Source organism: Thalassospira alkalitolerans, assembly GCF_002115745.1.
GTDB classification, from domain to species: domain Bacteria; phylum Pseudomonadota; class Alphaproteobacteria; order Rhodospirillales; family Thalassospiraceae; genus Thalassospira; species Thalassospira alkalitolerans.
In genome coordinates this window covers 47,369-68,303 of sequence record NZ_JFKB01000002.1, presented here as the reverse complement: position 1 = coordinate 68,303, position 20,935 = coordinate 47,369, and the positions used below count along the sequence as shown (strand labels likewise).

Annotated in this window: 20 protein-coding genes; 9 read left to right on the top strand and 11 right to left on the bottom strand. The window is 52.4% G+C overall.

Translation table 11 applies throughout. The annotated features are described in order from the left end of the window. Positions 1 to 47: 47 nt before the first annotated feature. On the bottom strand, positions 48 to 971 hold the full coding sequence (locus tag TALK_RS03345) for a DNA-binding response regulator (protein WP_085615877.1): 924 nt from the start codon (positions 969 to 971) through the stop codon (positions 48 to 50). Continuing rightward, a complete protein-coding gene (locus TALK_RS03340) occupies positions 964 to 4,299 on the bottom strand; it encodes an ATP-binding protein (RefSeq protein WP_211274766.1) in 3,336 nt (1,111 codons plus the stop codon). The genes TALK_RS03345 and TALK_RS03340 overlap by 8 nt, the downstream gene beginning before the upstream one ends. A gap of 412 nt (positions 4,300 to 4,711) precedes the next feature. Between TALK_RS03340 and urtA the strand changes: the two genes are divergently transcribed. The 7 genes from urtA (at position 4,712) to TALK_RS03305 (ending at position 11,259) form a co-directional block, all read left to right on the top strand. Beyond that, positions 4,712 to 5,959, top strand: a complete 1,248-nt coding sequence (gene urtA, locus TALK_RS03335) for an urea ABC transporter substrate-binding protein (protein ID WP_425444016.1) — start codon at positions 4,712 to 4,714, stop codon at positions 5,957 to 5,959. A 98-nt stretch (positions 5,960 to 6,057) separates the two neighbouring features. Continuing rightward, a complete protein-coding gene (urtB, locus tag TALK_RS03330; RefSeq protein ID WP_085615871.1) occupies positions 6,058 to 6,984 on the top strand; it encodes an urea ABC transporter permease subunit UrtB in 927 nt (308 codons plus the stop codon). 13 nt (positions 6,985 to 6,997) lie between these two features. Continuing rightward, positions 6,998 to 8,125, top strand: coding sequence for an urea ABC transporter permease subunit UrtC (urtC, locus tag TALK_RS03325; protein WP_085615869.1), 1,128 nt, complete (start codon positions 6,998 to 7,000; stop codon positions 8,123 to 8,125). A gap of 15 nt (positions 8,126 to 8,140) precedes the next feature. Next, a complete protein-coding gene (urtD, locus tag TALK_RS03320; RefSeq protein WP_211274765.1) occupies positions 8,141 to 8,893 on the top strand; it encodes an urea ABC transporter ATP-binding protein UrtD in 753 nt (250 codons plus the stop codon). Positions 8,894 to 8,904: 11 nt separating this feature from the next. After that, positions 8,905 to 9,594 (top strand): urea ABC transporter ATP-binding subunit UrtE, encoded by a 690-nt coding sequence (gene urtE, locus TALK_RS03315; protein ID WP_085615865.1) that lies wholly within the window; start codon positions 8,905 to 8,907, stop codon positions 9,592 to 9,594. A 43-nt stretch (positions 9,595 to 9,637) separates the two neighbouring features. Continuing rightward, positions 9,638 to 10,870: a formamidase gene (fmdA, locus tag TALK_RS03310; protein WP_085615863.1), complete on the top strand. Its 1,233-nt coding sequence runs from the start codon at positions 9,638 to 9,640 to the stop codon at positions 10,868 to 10,870. 47 nt (positions 10,871 to 10,917) lie between these two features. Beyond that, positions 10,918 to 11,259 carry an FmdB family zinc ribbon protein gene (locus TALK_RS03305; protein ID WP_085615861.1) on the top strand — a complete coding sequence of 114 codons (342 nt, stop codon included), beginning with the start codon at positions 10,918 to 10,920 and terminating at the stop codon, positions 11,257 to 11,259. 311 nt (positions 11,260 to 11,570) lie between these two features. On the opposite strand, the gene TALK_RS03300 is transcribed toward TALK_RS03305, so the two are convergent. Beyond that, the gene (locus tag TALK_RS03300) at positions 11,571 to 12,362 is read right to left on the bottom strand and encodes an IclR family transcriptional regulator (protein ID WP_085615860.1); all 792 of its coding nucleotides are present in this window, start codon (positions 12,360 to 12,362) and stop codon (positions 11,571 to 11,573) included. Between the two features lie 168 nt (positions 12,363 to 12,530). On the opposite strand from TALK_RS03300, the gene TALK_RS03295 reads away from it, so the two are divergent. After that, positions 12,531 to 13,670, top strand: coding sequence for an extracellular solute-binding protein (locus TALK_RS03295; RefSeq protein WP_085615858.1), 1,140 nt, complete (start codon positions 12,531 to 12,533; stop codon positions 13,668 to 13,670). Further along, positions 13,667 to 14,800: a CaiB/BaiF CoA transferase family protein gene (locus tag TALK_RS03290; protein WP_085615856.1), complete on the top strand. Its 1,134-nt coding sequence runs from the start codon at positions 13,667 to 13,669 to the stop codon at positions 14,798 to 14,800. The genes TALK_RS03295 and TALK_RS03290 overlap by 4 nt, the downstream gene beginning before the upstream one ends. A gap of 69 nt (positions 14,801 to 14,869) precedes the next feature. On the opposite strand, the gene TALK_RS03285 is transcribed toward TALK_RS03290, so the two are convergent. Genes TALK_RS03285 through TALK_RS03250 form a run of 8 tightly spaced genes read right to left on the bottom strand, consistent with a single transcriptional unit; the run spans position 14,870 to position 20,928 of the window. Beyond that, positions 14,870 to 15,709: a fumarylacetoacetate hydrolase family protein gene (locus TALK_RS03285; protein ID WP_085615854.1), complete on the bottom strand. Its 840-nt coding sequence runs from the start codon at positions 15,707 to 15,709 to the stop codon at positions 14,870 to 14,872. Between the two features lie 30 nt (positions 15,710 to 15,739). Beyond that, on the bottom strand, positions 15,740 to 16,477 hold the full coding sequence (locus TALK_RS03280; protein ID WP_085615852.1) for an SDR family oxidoreductase: 738 nt from the start codon (positions 16,475 to 16,477) through the stop codon (positions 15,740 to 15,742). Positions 16,478 to 16,486: 9 nt separating this feature from the next. After that, positions 16,487 to 17,689: a UxaA family hydrolase gene (locus TALK_RS03275; RefSeq protein WP_085615850.1), complete on the bottom strand. Its 1,203-nt coding sequence runs from the start codon at positions 17,687 to 17,689 to the stop codon at positions 16,487 to 16,489. Next, entirely contained in the window at positions 17,686 to 18,000 is a 315-nt protein-coding gene (locus TALK_RS03270; protein ID WP_085615848.1) for a UxaA family hydrolase, read from the bottom strand. The genes TALK_RS03275 and TALK_RS03270 overlap by 4 nt, the downstream gene beginning before the upstream one ends. Further along, the gene (locus TALK_RS03265) at positions 17,997 to 18,443 is read right to left on the bottom strand and encodes a MaoC family dehydratase (protein WP_211274764.1); all 447 of its coding nucleotides are present in this window, start codon (positions 18,441 to 18,443) and stop codon (positions 17,997 to 17,999) included. The genes TALK_RS03270 and TALK_RS03265 overlap by 4 nt, the downstream gene beginning before the upstream one ends. Beyond that, positions 18,436 to 19,491 (bottom strand): Gfo/Idh/MocA family protein, encoded by a 1,056-nt coding sequence (locus tag TALK_RS03260; protein ID WP_085615844.1) that lies wholly within the window; start codon positions 19,489 to 19,491, stop codon positions 18,436 to 18,438. The genes TALK_RS03265 and TALK_RS03260 overlap by 8 nt, the downstream gene beginning before the upstream one ends. Beyond that, complete coding sequence (locus TALK_RS03255) at positions 19,484 to 19,813, bottom strand: L-rhamnose mutarotase (protein WP_085615842.1); 330 nt, start codon at positions 19,811 to 19,813, stop codon at positions 19,484 to 19,486. The genes TALK_RS03260 and TALK_RS03255 overlap by 8 nt, the downstream gene beginning before the upstream one ends. Beyond that, complete coding sequence (locus TALK_RS03250) at positions 19,810 to 20,928, bottom strand: mandelate racemase/muconate lactonizing enzyme family protein (protein ID WP_085615841.1); 1,119 nt, start codon at positions 20,926 to 20,928, stop codon at positions 19,810 to 19,812. The genes TALK_RS03255 and TALK_RS03250 overlap by 4 nt, the downstream gene beginning before the upstream one ends. Positions 20,929 to 20,935 lie beyond the last annotated feature (7 nt).

Genomic DNA, 20,935 nt, shown 5'->3' with positions numbered 1-20,935 from the left:
TCACGCAAAAGAGCTCACCTGAATATCGACACAATCACAGCAACAACCTAATCTCGCCAAAGTATGCGTACAGACATTGTCGCAGCGGCAGTTCGGTTTTCAACGGCAAGCTTGATGAAAACCTGCTCCAAATGCTTGTTTACTGTTCTCGGTGACATATCAAGAATTTCGGCAATTTCCTTGTTCGACTTACCATGTGTCACCCAAAGCAAAACTTCTGCTTCTCGGAAGGTCAAATTAAAGGCGGAAGCCAGCTGTTCCTCGTCGGATCCTTTTTGACCGTCGATAAGACGAATCAGCTTTTCAGCCCCCTCACCCTCATCAAGAAGGCGAAACTCGATATCAGCACCATTGCGCGAAAACCGAAAACTGCCCCTGCTGGCATCACTATTAATGTCAACCGCATCCTGCAAAAGATGGTCAACGATTTCCCACGGAAGCCGGGCCGCTTCATCGCAGCGCAGGCCGGCATAACGCATCAATTCACCCGCCTGTGGTGTCGCCCACAAAATAGCCCCCGAAGAATCACACGCAACAATACGCCGCCCGGTAGAATCCAACGCCTTTCGTGCCGAGCGCGCACGACGTGCATTGGCTAAATGAACGCGAATACGCGCAAAAAGCTGATCAAGAATGACCGGCTTTGCGACGAAATCAACACCACCTGAGGCCAAGGCACGGACAACATGCTCGCTTTCGCGAAAACCAGTCATGAAGATAACCGGAACATCTTCGCAGCCCTTTTCCGATTTAAGGACACGGCATGTTTCAAAGCCATCAAGCCCCGGCATCATTGCATCCATCAGGACGATGTCGGGGATTTCGGTTTCGACCAACCCAAAAGCCTGTCTTCCACTGGTGGCTACCTTAACGCTCATGCCTTCAAAACGCAGGGCATCGGTTAACATGGTCAGGGTATCTGGTGAATCATCAACCACCAGAATATCGGTTTGTACATGCGACTCAGACATTTTCCTGTCCGACCTCCTCAATCGCGGCAAGGAAATCCTTCAGACGGAAGGATTTGGTGAGTTTGAGCATGTGTTGGCAAAATCTGACTGTATCGGGGTGAGAGACCTCGATGTCTTTCAAAGTCACTTCGATGGAGCGGACAAAACCGATCTGGCCCAAAGTCGCCAGTTGACGGAGTTTTTCCGGTGGGGGAATTTCGTGATCATCAAAGCATATATCGGGAATAACGACCGCCCCATCAGCTGCATCGTCATATGCCCAAGACAGCGACATCAGCGTAGCAAGACGATCAAACAAATCATCAAGAACAAACGGTTTGACCAGATAGGCATCATGAAGCTGTTTATATTCGGGTTTAGTGCGTTCACTGCCCGCATCAGCTGAAAGCATCAGGATTGGCACCTTAAAGTCCATGCCCTGACGCACACGTTTGGCAACTTCCCAGCCAGACAACCCAGGCATCGCAATATCAAGGATGATCACGTCTGGCCGGTTCAGAGCAATACTGGACAAACAAGCATGCCCGTCTGTGGTCGAGACAACATTGAACCCCAGTGGCAGCAGGGTATCTTCAAGAAGGGCCCGCTGATCGGCATCGTCGTCGGCAACAAGAATGGTCCGCCGTGGCCCGGCATAGCCGGTTATCGACTGGTACAACCGCTCTTTCTTATCTGGTTCGCCGGTTGAAGACAGCATCATGCGAATAGTAAAACACGTCCCCTTGCCCGGCTCACTTTGCACGACCAGTTCCCCGCCCATGATATCGACCAAAAGCTTGGTAATTGTCAGGCCAAGCCCCGTACCCGGTGTCTGCTCGATATCAGACGGCTGTTCAGCACGTTCAAAAGGCAGGAAGATGCGATCAATATCCTTGGCGTCAATGCCGATCCCGGTATCGCGAATTTCAAATGTTGCAATCTGATTGCTGTAGCGGATTGAAAAACTGACTGTCCCACGATGGGTGAATTTGATGGCATTTGACAACAGGTTGATCAACACCTGTCGCAGACGTTTTTCATCGGTGTAGACATAAGATGGGATTTGGGAAATCGGTTGAAAATCAAACGCAATTCCCTTGCTTTGCGCCATCAGGGTAAACATATCGACAATCTGATCAAGAAAGGGTCGCAAGGCCGCTTTATAGCGGTAAATTTCCAAACGCCCGGCTTCGATCTTTGAAATATCAAGCAATCCCTCGATCATGCCAGCCAGATGTTCGCCACTGCGCTTGATCGTCTGGGCGGCATTATGAATATAGGGCGGCTGCCCGTTCGATTGCCGTTCAAGCAACTGCGCATATCCCAAAATTGCACTGAGCGGTGTGCGTAACTCATGGCTTAATCCCACCATGTAACGACTTTTAGCCAGATTGGCAGACTCAGCCGCTTCCTTTGCCTGCTTAAGCTGGCGATCCGTTTCATTATGGGCCGCAATTTCATCCATCAAAAGACCGGTATGGCGTCTTGCTTCTTCTTCAGCAAAGCGGCGGTTTTCCTGGGCAAGAACAAACAGCCAGACGACAATTCCCGAAATCACAAAAATGATGACAAACAGCTTGGTCAGTGTCAGTCCGATAATGTCGGGCGGAGTTCTGATATCAATCCGGGTTTCAAAATAAATCAGCCAAAAAGCCAACCCCAAAACTCCGGTAACCGTCAGCAACATCCCCAGATAATGCGCGATCCTTGTGTTGACCCATTTACCAACTCCGGCTGAAAAATGGGTTGTCGCAAATGCCCGTATTTGGCCCGAAAACCGGCCATGGGGCTTGCACATGTCATGGCATCGTGAATCAAGTGAACAGCACAGCGAACAAATCGGCCCGGAATAGGCCGGGCAATGTGCCATATCTTCGCGATCAAACCGGTGTTCACAAATACAGCATGCCTCGGTTTCCCCGATTGCCCATTCTGTCGCAGCACTACGTGCCAGATAATACCGGCTTTTGGTCAGAACTGCGATGATCGGAACCAGCGCAAAAGCAGATATCAGCGCCACATAGGAATACAGTTTTGAAATCACATCCCCGAACAAACCGGAATAGGCAAGCAACGCCAGCAAAATGGCAATGCACATCGCGCCACAGCCAACCGGATTGACATCATACAGATGCGCACGTTTGAATTCGATATGGCGCGGTGCCAGCCCAAGCGGCTTGTTGATCACCAAATTCGAAACAATACAGGCCATCCACGCAACAGCCGCAATCGAATACAATCCCAGAATATGTTCAAGCGCCTTGTAGACACCGAACTCCATCAGCAACAGACCGATCAGCACATTGAACACCAGCCAGACAACACGTCCGGGATGGCTGTGCGTCAAACGGGAAAAGAAGTTCGACCATGCGATTGATCCGGCATAACTGTTGGTAACATTGATCTTGAGCTGGCAGATGACGACAAAGATACCCGTCACCCCAAGTGCCAGTTCAGGAGACGCCAGCATTTCCTGAAAAACATTAAGGTACATGCGTGTCGGGTCGGAAGCATCGGCAAAAGTCACACCGTTCTGAAAGGCATAAAACGCCAGGAACGATCCTCCCAGAATTTTCAGCGCCCCGATGACGATCCATCCTGGTCCGGCACAGAGTAACGCAGTCCACCATGCCACCCGATTACGATGATCTTTGCGCGGCAAGAAACGCAGATAATCTACCTGTTCGCCAATCTGAGCCACCAGTGAAAACAAGACTGCCGAAGCCGCCCCAAAGGGCGCAATCGCAAAGGAACCGTCAAGCGGCCCAAGCAACCCAGTATAGCCCGTCCATTGCCGAACGGCATCATGGCTATTCATCGCAATGAAGACAAAGGGCGCGATTTGCAAAACCACCCAGAATGGCTGGGTCCAAGCTTGAAACCGACTGATAAAGGTTACGCCATGCGTCACCAGTGGAATGATTACCAACGCGCTGATGATATAGCCCAGCGAAACCGGCACTCCGGCGCATAATTCAAGTGCGGTCGCAATGATGGCTGCTTCGATGGCGAAAAAGATGAAGGTAAAGCTGGCATAGATCAACGATGTGATGGTGGACCCGATATACCCGAAACCAGCCCCGCGGCTGAGCAAATCAATATCGACCCCGAACTTCGCCGCGTTATAGGAAATCGGAACACCCATCAGGAAAATGATCACCGCAGCAACGATAATCGCCAGAAAGGCATTCTCAAACCCGTAATTCAAGGTGATCGAACCGCCAATCGCCTCTAGCGCAAGAAAAGACACCGCCCCGATTGCCGTATTGGCAATGCGCCAGCTTGAAAAGCGCCGTACCTTGTAAGCGGTAAAGCGCAACGCATAATCTTCGAGTGTCTGGTTCGCCACCCAGCGGTTATAGGTCCGCCTTATGCGTGGAATTCTGATTGTTGTTCCCACTGCCTTAAGCCCCGCCCTGCTTTTCGCAAATGCGATATTCTCCCGCGTGCACCATAGCACATTCCCGAAAATTCCAGCATTTTCCCCGTATGGTTGTTCCGGGCATATCTTGTGTCGATAATTTCCGCCGGAACACCCAAGCCTAAAATTCGTAAAAAATATCTATTTTACAGACCATTATGGCGCTTTGAATTTCAGCCTTTGTCAATGGTAGGGGTAAAATGCCCCATGGCATATACGTCAAATGCCCGATTGTTGCGTTGCAAAATCTCTGACGAACTAGATCGCAGTTGGCACTCAAAGAAGCCAGCACTGCTTAAAAAATCAAATGTCAGAATGAGGCTTCGCAATGAGACAGAACATGACCTCTCCATTTTCCATAACACGCAGGGCGCTGCTGGCCGGTATGGCTGTTCTTCCTGCCTTCGGCTTCGCAACGTCCCCGCTTCAGGCACAGGAAGTCGCAACCGCCGTTGCAAACACCACCGGCTTGGCGGTTACCGATGACACCGTAAAGGTTGGCATCCTGCATTCGATTACCGGCACAATGGCCATTAGTGAAACCGGTTCAGTCGAGGCCGAAAAACTGGCCATCGAACAAATCAACGCATCAGGCGGTGTTCTCGGACGCAAGATCGAGTTCATTCAGGAAGACGGCGGCTCTGATTGGCCAACATTTGCCGAAAAGGCCAAAAAGCTTCTGGTCGAAGACAAGACCGCAGCCATTTTCGGTTGCTGGACATCGGCGTCACGCAAGGCTGTTCTGCCTGTCTTCGAACAATATAACGGGATGCTGTATTATCCGACCTTCTATGAAGGCCTCGAAGAATCCCCCAACGTGATCTACACCGGTCAGGAAGCGACCCAACAGATCATTGCCGGGATTGACTGGGTCGTGCGCGAAAAGGGCGCGAAATCCTTTTATCTTCTGGGCTCGGATTACATCTGGCCGCGTACGGCGAACAAGATCGCCCGCAAACATATCGAAAAACTGGGCCTGAAAGTTTCCGGTGAAGAATATTATCCGCTTGGTCACACCCAGTTCAACTCGGTAATCAACAAGATCAAGCTCAAAAAACCTGATGTCATTTACGCCATCGTCGTTGGTGGTTCCAACGTTGCTTTCTACAAACAGCTCAAAGCAGCCGGTATCGACATGTCGAAAGAAAAACCGCTGCTGCTGACGATTTCAGTCACCGAGGATGAAGTTCTTGGGATTGGCGGCGAAAACATCGCGGGTGCCTATGCTTCGATGAAATATTTCGAAAGCCTCCCCAATGACAACAACAAGGCTTTCGTTTCCTCGTTCAAAGGAATGTGGGGTGACGACAGCGTCATTGGCGACGTAACACAGGCCGCCTATCTCGGCCCCTGGCTTTGGAAGGCCGCCGTTGAAAAAGCAGGCAGCTTTGACATCGACAAGATCCGCGAAGCATCGCCGGGCATCGAACTTACCACCGCCCCCGAAGGATACGTTCGTATCCACGAAAACCATCATCTGTGGTCCCGCACCCGCATCGGTCATGCACGCACAGATGGCCAGTTCGACGTCATCTACGAGACCGAGGATTTGATCGAGCCCAATCCGTTCCCGGAAGGCTACCAATAAGTCCTTGGTTTGCACCACGCCATCCCGGTTTCTCGGCCGGGATGGCGACCCTTTTTGGGTGACTTGTCATTCCAACCGGTAACCGTGGTGAGGCGACAATGATCGGCGACTACACATACACTGAATTTACATCCATTCTGGCCATGCAGGGTTTTTCCGGGCTGACACTGTTCTCGGTTTTTGTCCTGATGGCACTGGGACTGGCGATCATTTTTGGCCAAATGGGCGTGATCAATATGGCCCATGGGGAATTCATGATCCTCGGCGCCTATATGACCTATCTCTGTTCGCATTTCTTCAGCGAATATTTGCCATCTCTGTTTTCAATCTACTTCTTCTTCGCGATGATTTTGGCCTTCGCGGCATCCTTCCTGCTGGGAATGCTGGTCGAATGGGGATTGATACGGTTTTTATATCGTCGGCCACTCGATACATTGCTTGCGACCTGGGGGGTATCTCTGATCCTTCAACAGGTTTACCGGTCGGTATTTGGTGCGCGTGAAGTCGGCGTCACTCTGCCGGATTGGCTGATGGGGTCGATCGCACTGACCGACATCATCGAAATCCCGATCAATGGCCTGTTCGTCATGGGCCTGACCTTCCTGATTACCATCGGTGTTTATCTTGCCATGTTCCGGTCCAAGTGGGGCAAAAGCATGCGCGCCGTTGTTCAAAACCGCACCATGGCCGGGGCAGTGGGCATCAACACCAAAATGGTGGATCGCCTGACATTCGGTCTGGGTTGCGGCATTGCCGGGATTGCCGGATCGGCCTTCACCATGATCGGATCCACCGGCCCAACCGCCGGACAGCTGTATATCGTTGATACCTTCCTGATCGTTGTCTTTGGCGGTGCAGGCAGCCTGATCGGCACCATTGCATCGGCATTCACCATCTCCCAGGCACAATCCACCATCGAGTTTTTCCTCAGTGGATCGATGGCCAAGGTTCTGACTCTACTGACTGTCGTCGGGATCCTGATGCTGCGTCCACAGGGTCTGTTCACTCTTAAGATCCGTCGTTGAGGAGGATGAAGAAATGTCTCCTGCACTGTTTTTGTTTCGCAAGCGTGAATGGATTTACTTTGCCATTCTCGCCTTCATTCTCGCCGTGGTTTTCCCGACCGTCTTTGACAATTTCCGCCTGAACCTGATCGGCAAATACCTGACCTATGCCTTTGTCGCGCTCGGTCTCGTCCTTTGCTGGGGATATGGCGGCATCCTTAGCCTTGGCCAGGGCATCTTCTTTGGCCTTGGGGGATATTGCATGGCGATGTTCCTTAAGCTCGAGTCATCTACCCCCGAAGCAACCGCCATCCAGTCCACGCCCGGTATTCCCGATTTCATGGACTGGAACCAACTGACTTCCCTGCCATTCTGGTGGGAGCCCTTCCATTCCTTTACCTTCACCCTGTTCGCGATCATTGCCGTCCCTGTCGCACTGGCTTTCATCATCAGTGTGGCAATGTTCAAACGCCGCGTGGGGGGGGTCTATTTCGCGATTATCACCCAGGCCATTGCCGCCATCCTGACCATCCTGATCATCGGCCAGCAAGGCTATACCGGCGGGGTCAACGGCATCACGGATCTGCGCACTCTCCTGGGGTGGGATATCCGCTCAGATAATGCGCGATACGTTTTCTATTTTACCTGTGTCGCTCTTTTGCTGGGGTCGCTGATTTTGGCGCAACTCGTCCGTGTTTCAAAATTCGGCCGACTTCTTATCGCCATGCGCGACAAGGAAGACCGGGTCCGGTTCTCGGGCTATGACGTCGCCAATTTCAAGATTTTCATCTTCTGTCTGGCGGCAGCATTTTCGGCGATTGGCGGGGCCATGTTTACCCTGCAGGTCGGTTTCATGTCGCCATCGTTTGTTGGCATCGTACCGTCAATTGAAATGGTGATCTTTTGTGCCGTTGGCGGTCGATTGTCGATCTTTGGCGCGATCTACGGCGCCCTACTGGTCAACGCCGCGAAAAGCACCCTTTCTGAAAGCTTCCCGGAACTATGGCTGTTTGCCATGGGCGGACTATTCATCGCCGTTGTCATGGTCTTCCCCGAAGGGGTCGCCGGATTGTTCCGCCAGCATATCGAACCACTGGTCATCCGCGGGCTTTCAATCTTTCGGATTGGCAAGGTTCGCAAACCCCGCCCCGCAGCAGAATAAAGGAGGATCGACATCATGGATGTTGCACAACCCAAGGAGTTCCTGCTGAGCATCGAGGGGCTGACCGTTTCCTTTGATGGCTTTAAAGCGGTCAATGATCTGTCGCTTTATGTCGAAGAAAACGAAATCCGGGTGATCATCGGTCCGAACGGAGCCGGTAAAACCACAGTTCTTGACCTGATTTGCGGGCGAACCCGGGCGACAGAAGGCTCGATACAGTTTCGTGGCACGGAACTGACCAATTTGCGCGAACATGAAATCGTACATGCCGGTGTCGGACGCAAGTTTCAGAACCCGTCGATCTATGAAGATTTGACCGTATTCGAGAACCTTGAACTATCTTTTCCACGCGGGCGAAGCGTGCTTGGCGCACTTACTTTTCGCCGTGATGCCGAGGTAATTAATCGGGTCGAGGAAATTGCCGAGATGATTTTCCTTAAAGATCATCTCGATACAGATGCTGCCATCCTGAGCCATGGCCAAAAGCAATGGCTTGAAATCGGCATGTTGCTCATCCAAAGCCCGGAACTTTTGATGCTTGATGAACCGGTCGCCGGAATGAGCGTTTCCGAACGAATAAAAACCGCCGAACTTCTGAACACCATCATCAAGAAACATTCCGTGATCGTGATCGAACACGACATGAAATTCGTCGAAGACATCGCGCATCGCGTCACCGTCCTGCATCAGGGCAAGGTTCTTTCCGAAGGTTCGATGGATCGGGTCAAAAACGATCCGAAAGTCATCGAAGTCTATCTCGGTCACTAGGAGGGACAGTCATGTTATCGGTCGATAAACTTAACGTCGCCTACGGTCAGAGCCAGGTGATCAACGCCCTGTCATTGGACGTCGCCCCTGGTGAAATCGTTGCAATCATGGGCCGCAATGGCATGGGTAAAACCACGCTGATGAAATCCCTGATCGGGATCATACCGTCCCAAAGCGGTTCGGTAAAAATCGGTAATGCCTTGCTTGAAGGTCTGGAAAGCTACCAACGCGTCGCGAATGGTCTGGCCTATGTGCCACAAGGACGCATGATTTTCCCCGCACTGACAGTGCGCGAAAACATCGAAACCGGCCTGACCGTTACCGGCCAGAAAGAAGTTCCAGCCCTTATCTATGAACTGTTCCCGGTCCTTCTCGAAATGAAAGATCGGCGGGGCGGGAACCTTTCCGGCGGGCAGCAACAGCAACTTGCCATTGCTCGCGCCTTGGCATCGAACCCCAAAGTTTTGCTTTTGGATGAACCCACCGAAGGCATTCAGCCATCGATCATCAAGGAAATGGCCAGAACACTACGCCGCATCCGCGACGAGATGGGTCTGTCGATTGTCGTCTCAGAACAGGTTCTGAGCTTCGCGCTCGACATGGCCGACCGTGTGCTGGTGATCGAAAAAGGCGAATTTGTTCACGAAAGCCCACGTGCGGGCATTGATGAAAAGAAAGTCTCGGCGTTCCTGTCAGTTTGACCGGGGCCTTTAAAATCCACGTTCTATATCAGGGAGTTTTATTATGGTTGATACTCTTATCAAGGTTGATCTTGCCGAATCCCCGTATACCAATGAAAAGATCCACAACCGCTGGCATCCGGATATTCCGATGGCTTGCTGGGTTGAGCCGGGGGATGATTTCCGCGTCGAGACCTATGACTGGACCGGCGGGCAAATCAAAAATAACGACGATGCGACCGATGTCCGTGATGTCGACCTTAAACAGGTTCACTTTCTATCCGGCCCGATCGGGGTCAAAGGCGCGAAACCGGGCGACCTTTTGGAAGTTGAAATTCTGGATATCGGCACGTTTGATAACAGCCTGTGGGGTTTCAATGGCTTTTTCTCCAAACAAAATGGCGGCGGGTTCCTGACCGAACATTTCCCCGAAGCCCAGAAATCAATCTGGGACTTCCATGGCATGTTCACCAGTTCGCGCCATGTACCGGGCGTTAAATATGCCGGATTGATCCATCCCGGCCTGATCGGCTGTCTGCCCGATCAAAAGATGCTTGATATGTGGAATACCCGCGAAAAGGCCCTGGTCGCTACCGACCCGGACCGTATTCCCGAACTGGCCGCGCTGCCAGATGGCGGCACCAGCGCCCATATGGGCAGCTTGAAAGGTGAAGATCGTGACAAGGCGGCTGCCGAAGGTGCGCGCACGGTTCCGCCACGGGAACATGGTGGGAACTGTGACATCAAAGACCTTTCGCGTGGTGCGAAAGTTTACTTCCCTGTTTATGTCGACGGCGCGGGCCTTTCGATGGGCGATCTTCATTTCAGTCAGGGTGATGGCGAAATCACCTTCTGCGGTGCCATTGAAATGGCGGGTTGGCTGCACATCAAGGTTTCGATACTCAAAGACGGCATGCAGAAATACGGGGTCAAAAACCCGATCTTCAAACCATCCCCCATCGTCCCGAAATACGATGACTATCTGATCTTCGAAGGTATCTCTGTCGACGAACAAGGCACACAGCATTACCTCGACGTTCATATTGCCTATCGTCAGGCATGCCTGAACGCCATCGAATATCTTAAGAAGTTCGGATACACCGGCGCACAAGCCTACGCCATTCTGGGCACGGCCCCGGTACAGGGCCATATATCGGGTGTCGTCGATATTCCAAATGCCTGCGCGACACTCTGGTTGCCGACCGACATTTTCGAGTTCGATATCATGCCGGGGTCAGATGGTCCGATCAAATATCTCGATGGCAAGATCGATGTGCCACTGGCACCTGATCTCTGATCACATAGGCCACAGTCAGTATTGCCCTTGGCACAAGGAAAACAGCCATGCCTTATTACGATTATGAATGCACGTCCTGCGGGGCATTTACCGAAACCCGCCCAATGGCGCAATCGGCCGAGCCCTGCACCTGTCCCGATTGTGGTCAAATGGCGCCACGCGCAATCCTGACTGTGCCAAACTATGCCATGATGGATGCAGGACGACGTCACGCGTCCTTTACCAACGAACGGGCGTCACACGAACCAAAAAGCAGTAAACAACAGGGCAACGGCCATGGCCCGGGCTGTTCCTGTTGTGGTGGAAACAAAAAGAAGTCCAAGGCGATCTATCGCCCGGACGGCAGCAAGACGTTCCCATCTGCGCGCCCCTGGATGATAAGTCACTGACTTCAAAAAAATCAGTTAAAACACTGCAAAAGGGGTGCATACATGCGCCCCTTTTTTGGCAACGATGCGCCGAGCATGAAGGCCCCCTTAATGTCGGCGGTCTGGCTAGGTGTCAGATAGAAAGCCAACGGACGGTATTATTCATCGGAAAGACAAAACCATCCTTCATAGATTGAAACCTCTAATATTCGACGTCAAGCCATTGAAAAATTTGAATATTAACAGGTTCCGCCCCTAAGCGGCCAGCCCTTCATGCAGCCTAAAAATATTCGAACACCTCTAATGCCAATTAACTTGCACGGTCACTTTTCTCAATTTCCCGCACCCGCGCCAAGCCTGCGTGAAATGTCGGCGCTTAATGCGACCAAACGCTCGCGACATTCATCGACCGAAACGATCGACGTCCCCGAAAGACGTTGAATGAATGGGATCGTCAAGGCGGCAACAACCTTGCCAGAAAAATCAAAAATCGGCGCAGACAAGTTCAAAACACCGCCAATGGTCAATGATTGAGACTCACAAAAACCAGCCTCGCGTACCTTTGGCAGATCAGCCAGAAAAGCTTGGTATTTTTCTTCGTCTTCGAGCCCTGCCTCTTGGAGCAAAGCATCCCGCGCAGCAGGGTCCATCCATGCAGCAAGCACGCGGCCTGATGCCGTCTCATAAATATTGATCTGGGCCCCAAGTCGGACAGCGGTGATATTATTATCAGGGCAATCCACCTGTGCAATGACAAGCACTTTTCCCGAATGAATGATGGCAAGGTGCATTGACTGATTCACCTCATTCGCAAGACGCTGCATTACCTCCCCCGAGATGGAGGTAAGGCGACGGATCGGCGGATGCCGATGCGCAACTTCAAACATCTTGGTCGTCAGAAAATACCGGTCATCATCTTCACGCTGCTCTACATAGCCACGCTGACAAAGCACCATGAGCATACGGAAAATTTCCGAAGTATTGCGGCCAAGCTCCTTGGCAATCGCAATCTGCGACAATCCATCTGACTCAGAGGCAAGAAGCTCAAGAATATCGAGCCCTTTTGACAATGCCGGTGCGCGGTATTTTTCTTCGTACGTTTGTACTTCGACCTTGCCGTTCATGTTTCCTCTCAAGGGTTTTAAAACCACTTTTTCAGCGTGAACATTATATGCGGGCCAAGCATTTCATAGCAACCTAACCCGCGACCTCAACAACACTATATCAAATATAAAATTTTCTTTTATTTATAAATTATCACGATTAAGGTGATGAAAGGAGGAAACATATTTATGATCGGTCAAATACAGCTCAGAGGTATGACATGGTCAGATCCGCGCGGATACGACCCATTGGTCGCCGCAAGCACGTCATTTCGCGAGCTCTATCCGGACGTAGATATTGTCTGGGACAAGCGATCACTTCAGGGGTTTGAAAGCACGCCCGTTGAGGAACTCGCCAGCATCTACGACCTCATAATAATTGACCATCCCCATGTCGGTGCTGTGGTGGAAAAGAACTGTCTGCTTCCAATTGACCGCCTTGCCCCTGAAGATACGCTGGCCCAACTGTTTGCCGAAACAGTTGGGAAAAGCTACCCGAGCTATTTTTACAAAGGTCATCAATGGGCTTTGCCCGTGGACGCAGCCTGTCAGGTCCAAGCATTACGACCTGATCTTCTTACCGAACCCGTCACCCGGTTTAATGACGTCATCGCCCAAGCAAAAAATGGGCGCGTGGTATGGCCTCTGCGTTCTCCTCATGTGCTGATGTCGTTTTTCACATTGCTGGCAAACCAAGGTGCGCCCTTCCCCGTGACACAACAGTCGCAGATTGATTTCAATGCCGCACGCAACGTAATTTCCACCATGCAGACATTGGCCGCGCTGGTCGATCCGGCCTGTTTTGATATGGATCCGATCGCCGCCCTTGATGCCCTTGCTGAGGGGGATCAATTCGCCTTATGCCCACTTGTTTACCTTTACGCACCCTATGGCCGCATAGGATACCGGCCTCATCGCATCGCCTTCCATGACATGCCATCTCTGGGCACATCAGGCCCGTTTGGATCGGCGCTTGGCGGTACGGGGATTGCGGTTTCGTCCGAAACAAAACATCCCGAAATTTGTACTAAATTCGCACTTTGGGTTGCTTCGGCGAACATCCAACGCGGGCTGTATTCCGAGAACAATGGTCAACCCGCAAACGCTGTCGCTTGGAGTGACCCATTGGTGAATGCCCCCGTCGGTGAGCTTTACAACAATACCCGTATGACCCACGAGGCCGCTTGGCTCCGCCCGCGCCACGCAGGCTATATGGCATTTCAAGAAGAAGGCTCTCAGGTCCTGCTTGACGCACTCACCGGAAAAACAGGTCCAGACGCAGCCATTTCCGCCCTTCAGCAACGTTTTGAAGAAAGCTTCTGCGCATGACTGAACTTTTGCCGCTTGAGGGACTGAAAGTCCTCGATTTCTCTCAATTCCTTGCAGGACCGTATTGCGCCTTGAAATTAGCCGACCTTGGCGCGGATGTGGTCAAGGTCGAGCGCACAGGACTTGGTGATTTATCCCGATATCTTTACCTTACCGATACCAAGATCGGCGGAGAAAGCACGATATTCCATGCGATCAACCGCAATAAGCGATCTGTTGCGGTTGATCTTAAATCCGACGAGGATAAAGCCCGGCTTCAACAGCTCGTCGCTGAAGCGGATGTAATCTTGCAGAACTTTCGTCCGGGAGTAATGGAACGGCTTGGATTTGGCTATGAGGCCGTTAAGAAGATCAACCCCACCGTCGTTTATGGCACAGTGACAGGCTATGGCGCCGAAGGTCCATGGGTTGATCTGCCCGGACAGGATCTTTTGGCCCAGGCACGGTCTGGTGTCATGTGGCTTTCCGGGGGGCAGGACGATGGGCCGGTCGCAATGGGACTTCCGGTGGCTGATGTGCTGGCCGGTTCAGCACTGGCGCATGGTGTACTGGCCCTGCTCTATCGCCGTGCAACCAAAGAGATTGGTGGCTATGTCGAAACCTCGCTGATCGAAGTTCTTGCCGATCTTCAGTTCGAACTTCTTACGACTTGGTTCAACGATGGGCATCGGACACCAAAACGCTCAAAGAATAATCCCGCCCACGCCTATCTGGCTGCCCCCTATGGCGTATACGAAACTGCCGACGGCTATATCGCCATTGCGATGGGGAAACTCGACCTGCTTGCTGAAATTACCGATCTTGTATCCGATATTGCAGGTCTGGATGCCTTCAAGCAACGCGATAAGATAAAAGCCGCACTTGCCACACAGTTGAAAACATTGCCAAGCGCCAACTGGATGGAAAAATTCGTCGCCAATGACATCTGGGCAGCACCAGTGATGGATTGGGATGGGGTTATCGACAGCGGGATTTTACAAACTCTCGACATGGTACAGGATATCCGACGGGGTGACGTCGAAATGAAAACAACCAAACTCCCGCTGCGGATTGACGGCATTCGGCCCGCGTCCTCACGCGCAGCCCCCGAACTTGGCGATGCGAACGAACTTCTTGAAACCGGCTGGTAATGCATCAGTACATCAAAAAAGCGCGGCCTTGTGATGAGCCGCGCTTTTTTGTTTCCAGACGAAAGAGGATCAGTCGTCGTTTACACAAACCTGCCGTTGGGTGCCGAGGCCATCGATCCCAAGCTCGACCACATCCCCCGCCTTAAGGTAGCGCGGCGGATTGAAACCAAGACCAACCCCCGGAGGCGTCCCTGTCGAAATGATATCGCCCGGATGCAACGTGAAGAATTGTGACAAATATGAAATCAAATGCGGCACACGATAGACCATCGTTGCCGTCGACCCATCCTGAACACGCTCACCATTTACCTCAAGCCACATGCCAAGCTTATCAAAATCACCAACCTCATCAGGTGTCACCAGCCAAGGCCCCGTAGGACCAAAATTGTCCGAAGACTTGCCCTTCGACCACTGGCCCGCACGCTCTATCTGATAGGAACGTTCTGAGACGTCATTGATCAAACAGAAACCTGCGACATGATCCATCGCATTCGCCTCAGAGACGTATTTCGCCTTTTTCCCGATAACGAAGCCCAATTCCACTTCCCAATCCGTCTTTTCCGACCCACGCGGAATGATAATCGGATCGTTTGGGCCACAGATTGCCGACGTATATTTTGCAAAAATAACCGGCTCAGGCGGCACCTCCATACCCGATTCCGCGGCGTGATCGGCATAGTTCAGGCCAATGCAGATGAATTTTCCGGTCTGCCCAACGCAAGCACCAATCCGCGGATTACCTTCAACAAGCGGAAGCGTCTCAGGATCGATTGATTTAAATGTGTCAAGACGGGTAAGAACATCTCCGGCGATATCATCGGCATGCCCAGATAGATCACGCAGGTTGCCATTGGCATCGACAAGTGCCGGCTTTTCGGCCCCGCGTTCTCCATAACGTGCGAATTTCATGCTATTTTTATTCCTTTCGTGAAATTCTGATCAGGCGGTCCAGCCACCATCGACAACATGAACGACACCAGTCGTAAACCCGCTCTCGTCCGAGGCAAGATAAGCCACCAATGCCGCGATCTCTTCGGGTTTGCCAATCCGGCCCATCGGTTGACGGGCGATAAAGGCTTTCAGCGCACCGTCATAATCCCCCGTTGCCCGCAACCGTTCATGCAGGCTCGGACTATCCACGGTTCCTGGCGCAATGGCATTACAGCGCACACCCTGCGTGACATGATCATTTGCAATCGCACGTGTCATGCCAGCAACAGCGGCCTTCGATGCAGAATAAACCAGACGATTTACCGGCCCGGTTACAGGCCCTGCAACCGAGGACATGTTGATGATTGATCCCTTGCCTTTTTCAAGCATCCCCGGAAGCACGGCACGGATCAGACGAAACTGTGACTTCACGTTCAGTTCGAATGCAAAGTCCCATTCGTCTTCTGTCGCCTCAAGGATCGTGCCGCTGTGCACAATGCCCGCACAGTTAAACAACACATCTACAGGCCCCACTTCGGCAATCAGCGCCGTGATTGCTGATTTATCTGTGACATCAAGCTTCTTTGCCTCGATGCCCTCGATTGCATCTAGCTCGGCCAGAGCAGCTTCATTGACGTCGGTCGCGATCACGCGCCCACCCTCGGCGGCCAGGCGTTCGGCCGATGCGCGCCCGATGCCCTGACCCGCGGCTGTCACCAAACAGAGTTTTCCTTCAAGTCTTCTCATATTTCCTCCTCAAACCACCGGCAGGCACGAAGGCCCGATTGGGTCGAATGTTTTGTATGTCAGAATGAATTCCCTATGCCCCAAAGCTTCGGATTTGGTTTCCGCACCCTTAGCAACAGAAATGACCAGATCGCGGATTTCGCGCCCAACGTCATCGATTGAACGTCGACCTTCAATGATGTCCCCGGCATTAACATCCATATCGCCCTCAAGCGCACGATAGGTATCGGGGTTGGCGCAGATTTTAATCACTGGCGAGATCGCCGAACCCACGACAGACCCGCGACCTGTAACGAAAAGGGTCAGATGCGCACCACTTGCGATCATCTCGACGATTTCGGCATTATCTGAAATATTAGGAAAGCCAAAGCGCACCTCGCCATCGGGCACCACATCCATCAGATAAAGCCCCCCTCTGGGCGGGACATCACCAGGTTTGATAAGGCCAGAAATCTGACTGTCACCAGATTTAACGTAAGCACCAAGGCTCTTTTCCTCAATTGTCGAAAGACCTCCGGCAGCATTACCCGCCGCAAAGGATCCATAACCTAATGTTGCGTAATAGCGCTCCGCCTTCTGCACTGCGGCCCGCAATTCGTTACCAAGTTCCGGTGTCACGGCACGTTCTGCCATAATCTCTTCGCAGCTGATCAGTTCACCCGTTTCTTCAAAAATACAGGCGGCCCCTTCGGCAATCAAAAGGTCAAAAGCCTTACCCGCCGCCGGATTACCGGAAATGCCCGAAGTCCCATCCGAACCACCGCAAATCGTGCCAATCACCAGTTCGTCGACTCCCATTGGAACGCGGTCAACTTTTGCCACTTCACCAAGGGCTGAACGCACCCATGCACGTCCCGTCTCGACGGTTTTTGCCGTGCCTCCGGCCTTTTGGATCACAAGCGTTTCGACCGGACGCCCTGAACCCGAAACGGCATGCGAAGCACGCACCTTGTCAAAACTTTCACAGCCAAGAGACACAAAAAGCACCGCCCCCACATTCGGATGCGTACAAAGCTGTGCCATCACACGGGCCGCATATTCGTTGGGAAAACAGCCGGGAAATCCGATGAGTTGAACGTCTTCACCATCGAAACCTGCAACAATTTTCGAGGCAACGAAATGTGCGCATTCCACAAGATAGGCAACGACAATCGAGTTCCGAATGCCCTTGCGACCATCTGAACGAAGATAGCCTGTGAATTCTTCTGTCATTGTGTCCCCCCTTCACTCAGACCGTTCGCATCGTCAAGCGCATAGGTCGGCGTATAGGCCGAGCGGATATTATGGATATGGACATGGCTACCTGCAGGTATGTCTTCGGTCGCGATCCCAATCGGCATTCCGTATTTCAGAATGCGCTCACCCACGGCGATGTCACGACACGCGATCTTGTGCGCAAGCGGGATCGCCCCCGCAAGCTTGATAGCCCCACTTGCAAGCTCCACCTTGGTCCCCTCGGGCGCTAAAGTACGGGCAACAAGCACATTGTCATTCGGATGCAAAAGAAGAAACGGCGCGGTCATGACCTCATCTCCACCATATAGATGTGATCGGCGACAAGTACGACTTCATCCTTCTGGTTGGTAACCGTCAAACGTTCCGTCACCCGTCCATAGCCGGGCCGTTTTTCCATCACTTCTTTTGCACGGATTTCGACATGCGATCTAATCGTATCGCCAATGAATACCGGCTTGATAAACCGCATGCGGTCGTAGCCATAGGAAAAGGCCACCGGATTAATGATTGTCGCGGTTAATCCAACACCGATGGTAAACACCATGGTTCCATGCGCAATGCGTTGGCCAAATGGAAGCGTCTTGCAAAACTCTGCATCAAGGTGATGGGGAAAAAAATCCCCGGAATGCCCGGCATGAACGACGAAATCGGTTTCCGTGATCGTCCGTCCGACAGTCTTGCGCGCCTCTCCAATCTCGTAATCTTCGTAATATTTGACTTGTTCAAGCACTGGGGGCCTCCTTGATCGGATGCATGGGGGCCGCAGAACTTTCATAAGCTGCCTCGACCAATGCCATCGTATGCCATGCGTCTTCGGCAGAACCTTCAAGCACCGCATCAAGGCCAGAAGCAAAGCGCTGAACCTGAGCGAAACGACCATGAAACGCCGCAATAAACCAATCACCGACAAGGGGAATCTGTCGCCATTCCCCATCCGTGTTCAGCCACAGCTCATCTGGTTCGCCTTTCGGGTAGTCAAGATTGACGCCAAGTTTCAGATAAGCAGCCCCCTTTGTTCCGCAAATGCGAAACTCGCAGGCTTGGAATTTCCGACCGAAAGCGTGGTTATGATTAATGGAAAGATTGCAACGTATCTGATCACCGTAGTCGAGGATCATGGCACTACGCGTGTTCGAAACGCTTGAGCCAGGATGACCAACAGTGCGCGCATGGACGCCTTTCGGATTTCCGAATAGGTCCCGCACGAAATCAAGGTAATGAATCGAATGCAAAAGAATCTCGACGCGCGGCAGATCGGCAAGGAATTTCCATAAATGCCATGGCGTATCAAGTGCCAACCAAGCGTCAAAATCAACAAGTTCGCCCAGAAGTCCCTGACCAACCGCGTCCTTAAGTGCCAACGCCATCGGTGCAAAGCGAAGCTGAAAATTGACCGCAGCCTTGATACCCTTGCGCCGCACAACCGATATAATACGGTCGGCCTCAGCCAAATCAGAGCCCAACGGTTTTTGGATAATCGCAATAGCACCGTCAGGTAACACTTCAAGCAAGTCAGCAATGGCCGAAGGCGGCACAGCAAGATCATAAATCGTCCCATCCTGCGCCACAGCTTCCTCAAGCGTATTGAACGCTCGTGTGCCCCATTTTATCGCGACCTTTTCGGCTTTTTGTATATCCGGATCAAAGATCCCCACAGCGGGTACTCCCAGATCGCGATAGGCCGGAAGATGTGCATCCGTAACAATGGAACCCGCGCCGAAAATCACAACTGGGGTCGGCGTCTTTGGCATATCAACGGTTTGGCGCAGATCAATCATGGTGAAACACCTCCTCCATCTCCGCCCACCATTCTCCCTCTGTGCGGCTCTCAAGCGGACGCTGCATCGGCTGACACACCGTCCACCAACGCTTCGTCTCAGGATCCGCCGCCATCTTCGCCATATCAGCAGCAAAATCAGTACCGACATATTCGAAATAGGCAAAAAGCAGGTTTTCCGGTTCTTTTAGGAAGATCGAATAGTTGCGGATATTACATGCTGAAATCTTGGCAAGGACCCCGGGCCAAACATCAGCATGGATACGCTTGTATTCGGCGATGGCCTCGGCACCAATTCCGATCAGTTGTCCATGACGGATCATTGCGCCCTCTCCCTTATCTCAAAAGCACTGCCTGCAACTGTCAATGCGGCAAGCTTGTCGTGATCCCAGTCAATGCCAAGCCCCGGCTGCTCTGGCGCAAGCGCCCGCCCGCCATCGCGTGCCATCGGCGACGCAATATCTTCAAGCTGTGGGATATATTCGAGCCACGGCGCGTTCGGCACGGCACAGACAAGGCTCACATGCAACTCCATCAAGAAATGCGGACAAATTGCAATGTTATGCGCTTCGGCCATATGCGCGATTTTAAGCCATGGCGTGATTCCACCCACCCGTGCCACATCGGCCTGCACAATCCCGCAGGCATCGGCGGCAACATAATCAGCAAACTGGCCCGGGCTATAAAGGCTCTCGCCAACCGCAACCGGCACACGCGATTGCGCCTGAAGGCGTCTATGCCCCGCGATATCGTCGGATGGCAAAGGTTCCTCGAACCATGCAATACCTAGCCGCTCAAGCATCGGAACACGCCGCAACGCCTCTGCAGCTGTCATCGATTGGTTGGCGTCAGTCATGATTTCATATTCATCACCCAGTGCCATGCGCACCGTCTCAAGGCGCGCGGTATCACCTGCGATTGATGGCGTTCCGATCTTGACCTTTGATCCCAAAAATCCGGTTGCCTTCGCGGCCTTTGCATCCTCAGCCAGTGCCTCGGGCGGTAGATGGAGCCAGCCACCTTCGGTCGTATACATCGGCACCGAGGTCTTTGCCCCACCGGCCAGAACATGAAGTGCAAGACCGGTCTTGCAGCCGCGCATATCCCAAAGGGCAGTATCAATTGCCGCAAGCGCAAGCGACATGATCGGCCCAACGGCTGTCGCGTGTGAACAGAACAAAAGATCCTGCCAAATCGCCTCAATCCGGTCCGCCTCCTGCCCCATCAATCGCGGCAACAGTGTTTCCTTCAAAAGCGCAAGGATCGACGCGCCCCCATCGCCAATGGTATAGCTATATCCCATACCCCGAGCGCCATCCGCATCCCGCAAGACAACAAAAATCGTTTCTTGCGATTTGAACGACTGGATCGCATCTGTGCGGACGACCTTGGGCTCAAGGTCCACCATAAATGCATTTGCAGATGTAATTCTTGCCATCGTGCAA

Coding starts and splice junctions, on each gene's coding strand:
- TALK_RS03345 (WP_085615877.1), bottom strand. CDS start 971: ATGTCTGAGTCGCATGTACAAACCGATATTCTGGTGGTTGATGATTCA.
- urtA (WP_425444016.1), top strand. CDS start 4,712: ATGACCTCTCCATTTTCCATAACACGCAGGGCGCTGCTGGCCGGTATG.
- urtB (WP_085615871.1), top strand. CDS start 6,058: ATGATCGGCGACTACACATACACTGAATTTACATCCATTCTGGCCATG.
- urtC (WP_085615869.1), top strand. CDS start 6,998: ATGTCTCCTGCACTGTTTTTGTTTCGCAAGCGTGAATGGATTTACTTT.
- urtD (WP_211274765.1), top strand. CDS start 8,141: ATGGATGTTGCACAACCCAAGGAGTTCCTGCTGAGCATCGAGGGGCTG.
- urtE (WP_085615865.1), top strand. CDS start 8,905: ATGTTATCGGTCGATAAACTTAACGTCGCCTACGGTCAGAGCCAGGTG.
- fmdA (WP_085615863.1), top strand. CDS start 9,638: ATGGTTGATACTCTTATCAAGGTTGATCTTGCCGAATCCCCGTATACC.
- TALK_RS03305 (WP_085615861.1), top strand. CDS start 10,918: ATGCCTTATTACGATTATGAATGCACGTCCTGCGGGGCATTTACCGAA.
- TALK_RS03300 (WP_085615860.1), bottom strand. CDS start 12,362: ATGAACGGCAAGGTCGAAGTACAAACGTACGAAGAAAAATACCGCGCA.
- TALK_RS03295 (WP_085615858.1), top strand. CDS start 12,531: ATGATCGGTCAAATACAGCTCAGAGGTATGACATGGTCAGATCCGCGC.
- TALK_RS03290 (WP_085615856.1), top strand. CDS start 13,667: ATGACTGAACTTTTGCCGCTTGAGGGACTGAAAGTCCTCGATTTCTCT.
- TALK_RS03285 (WP_085615854.1), bottom strand. CDS start 15,709: ATGAAATTCGCACGTTATGGAGAACGCGGGGCCGAAAAGCCGGCACTT.
- TALK_RS03280 (WP_085615852.1), bottom strand. CDS start 16,477: ATGAGAAGACTTGAAGGAAAACTCTGTTTGGTGACAGCCGCGGGTCAG.
- TALK_RS03275 (WP_085615850.1), bottom strand. CDS start 17,689: ATGACAGAAGAATTCACAGGCTATCTTCGTTCAGATGGTCGCAAGGGC.
- TALK_RS03270 (WP_085615848.1), bottom strand. CDS start 18,000: ATGACCGCGCCGTTTCTTCTTTTGCATCCGAATGACAATGTGCTTGTT.
- TALK_RS03260 (WP_085615844.1), bottom strand. CDS start 19,491: ATGATTGATCTGCGCCAAACCGTTGATATGCCAAAGACGCCGACCCCA.
- TALK_RS03255 (WP_085615842.1), bottom strand. CDS start 19,813: ATGATCCGTCATGGACAACTGATCGGAATTGGTGCCGAGGCCATCGCC.
- TALK_RS03250 (WP_085615841.1), bottom strand. CDS start 20,928: ATGGCAAGAATTACATCTGCAAATGCATTTATGGTGGACCTTGAGCCC.